Origin of the sequence: Lysinibacillus sp. OL1 (assembly GCF_004332175.1) — a bacterium.
Taxonomy (GTDB): domain Bacteria; phylum Bacillota; class Bacilli; order Bacillales_A; family Planococcaceae; genus Lysinibacillus; species Lysinibacillus capsici.
In genome coordinates, this window is sequence record NZ_SJDS01000034.1 from 1 (window position 1) to 2404 (window position 2404).

Annotated in this window: 1 protein-coding gene and 1 pseudogene; both read right to left on the reverse strand. The window is 34.0% G+C overall.

Annotated features, from left to right (window positions below; translation table 11 throughout):
• Window positions 1–247: 247 nt before the first annotated feature.
• Complete coding sequence (locus EW028_RS24295) at window positions 248–1141, reverse strand: patatin-like phospholipase family protein (protein WP_131522760.1); 894 nt, start codon at window positions 1139–1141, stop codon at window positions 248–250.
• Window positions 1142–1816: 675 nt separating this feature from the next.
• Window positions 1817–2191 (reverse strand): annotated as a pseudogene (gene tnpA, locus EW028_RS24300) (IS200/IS605 family transposase); the annotation flags it as partial.
• Between the last annotated feature and the right edge of the window lie 213 nt (window positions 2192–2404).

Genomic DNA, 2404 nt, shown 5'->3' on the forward strand with positions numbered 1-2404 from the left:
TTTCGTTCACTAGCAAAACTAGCTACTTAAAACTTTATTGATTACGTTTTGCTTGTTCAGTTTTCAAGGTTCATTTTGTTTACTCTTCTGTAAGAGTTAACTTTTATATAATAACATGTTTTATATTTAATGTCAAACAGTTATTTTATTTTATATTTTAGTAGCTGCATGTCTCAACAGCAACTTTTATATAATAACACCCTATTTGTCATTGGTCAATAGTTTTATAACTATTTTTTAAAAATAATTATAACCTCAATCTTGGCCAATTTCGTAAAAATTGAATTGTACGGTTTCTTCCTATTTCTAATAGCGTTTCTTTTGTTTCTTCATTTAAATCAAATTGGGTGGCACTATAATCTTCTACAGGAATAAAAATAATATCTCTTTCGTGCCGTCTTGATATATACCTTTCATCATGTGCATCTTTCATAGTTGAAAATAGTGCCTCAAATAAATTTAGACCATTCTTAATTTCTTGAGGGCATTGTTCTTCTCTTCTTCTACTCAGTTTCAGGCCTAAAATCGGACGTACTTTCCGACCTTCTTTATCATCGAATATCCATAGTGGAAAATTACTTAAAACACCACCATCCACTATAACAGATTCACCCTTCCCAGTCTTTAATGTAACTGGTTCAAAGAAAAAAGGTATACCACAACTCATGCGTAACGCACAAGCAACTGAAAAATTCTTTGCTTCAATTTGATATTTATGCAAATCGTCTGGTAAAACAATCATTCTACCATTCGTTAAATCTGAAGCTACTAACTTAAGTGAATCTTTAGGCAGATCACCAAAAGTATATACTCCTTTTGCTGCTAGCTTTTGGAAAAACCATTTTTCTAACGCCTTTCCTTTATAGAGACCTAAATGATTATAAACATTTACCCATTTCATAAAAGGGAAAGGTAAAATTGTTCTTCTTGGATCAAGTAATGAAGGAACATCCAACTCTTCTAGCATTATTTCTATCTCTTTTCCACTATATCCTGCAGCAATAAAGGCAGCTAAAATGGCACCTGCACTTGTACCAGCTACACGTTTAAATCGAAAATGTTCAGCTTCTAGTACTTGATATGCCCCTACTAATGCAAAGCCCTTCAAACCGCCACCAGAAAATACGCCATCAATCCACAAAATTTCCTCTCCTTTTTGATGTAATCTTTACAGTATAAGGATGAAGAATGACGAATAGAACTAAATTTTCTACTTTATTGACGATACTTATGTACATAGCAGCAAACTTTAGCGAAGTGTCTAGCTAAAATTCGATTACAGTTTCATATAAAGATATGCGGCGAGATATGGTTATTCTAAGAAATGTACAGAGTTACTTAAATGGTAATGTATGTTTCAACAACAATAATTTTAGTTACGAAAATTTTTAGTGTAGAACATATTTTTAACAACAAAAATAAAGGGTCTAAGCCCTCACAATTTTGAATTTAAATTAAAGCCCTTATCTAAATTAACTATGTCTTATAAGAACGTACTGGTAGTGATTGATTTTTTTACAAAATTACGAAAGGTTTAACAATCCTCAAATGCTGTTGTCTTCATAACTTCTAATTTTACTGCCTCACTGAAGTATTAGATATTTTTAACTTATTTTGTTAATAGCTTTCTACTCCCTCCTATATACTGCTAAGATGACAATGAATAATCAGAACCACCAGTACAACTGGTGGTTTGCTCTACCGTAAAATGCTAGGATACTGGTCCATGTCTAAAGACACATTGAAAGATCCGTCAACCGCTCTCCGTTTTTCCGCTACCACTGATCCTCAAAATATCCTCTTGCTATTGATTTTATATATATTTCTGTTTGATTTTTCTGTTTTGTCCTACTGTATCTATATAATATTCACGATCCCAAAACTCCCTATTTCCATATTTGTATTTCAGGTTCGCATGCCGATTCAATATCATTAAACTACTCTTCCCTTTCAAATAACCCACAAACGATGACACACCTATTTTTGATGGCATACTCACCAACATATGAATATCATCAGGACAAGCTGTAGCTTCAATGATTTCTGCCCCTTTTCTTCACATAATTAGCACAGAATTCTACCTATGTCTGCTTTGATTTGTCCATAAATAATCTACCTTCTATATTTTGGCGCAAAGACGATGTGATACTTACAATTCCATGTCGTGTGGGCCTAAACTTTTATTATCCATTTGGAGCCCCTTTTGTACAAAAGTCAGTTGACCAGACCTGATTTCATTGTACGGCTGGTTTTTTTCTTGTTCATAGCTAGAAGCTCTTGGAAACCCTTTATATAGCAGGGGCGTTCAAACGATAAAAAAAAACAGCCAGCACACAGCTGACTGTTTTGTTTGCCTAGCGACGTCCTACTCTCACAGGGGGAAGCCCCCAACTACCATCGGCGC